We start from the raw sequence: 218 nt of genomic DNA, 5'->3' as shown, positions 1-218 counted from the left end.
GAGTTCGCTATCTTTAAAGGACATCGGTATGCCACGGTCATTGCTGACGCTAAGACTCACCAAGTCATTTGGATAGGGTTAGGCCGTAGCCGCAAGGACATACGACCGTTCTTCGAGCTGTTAGGCAAGCATGGCAATAATATCGAAGCGGTCGCGATGGACATGAATACGGCTTTTGACCTTGAAGTTCAAGCGCATTGCCCGAACGCAAAAATCGT

Annotated in this window: 1 protein-coding gene; it reads left to right on the top strand. The window is 49.1% G+C overall.

Features of this window, described 5'->3' with window-relative positions; all coding sequences use genetic code 11:
* Positions 1-218, top strand: a 218-nt coding sequence (locus AB4274_RS21485; RefSeq protein WP_372113198.1) for a transposase, incomplete at both ends; no start/stop codon positions are given.

The sequence above is a fragment of the Vibrio sp. 10N.261.55.A10 genome (assembly GCF_041470825.1).
In the GTDB taxonomy this organism is placed as follows: Bacteria; Pseudomonadota; Gammaproteobacteria; order Enterobacterales; family Vibrionaceae; genus Vibrio; species Vibrio crassostreae_C.
This window is presented reverse-complemented; position numbering and strand designations above follow the sequence as displayed.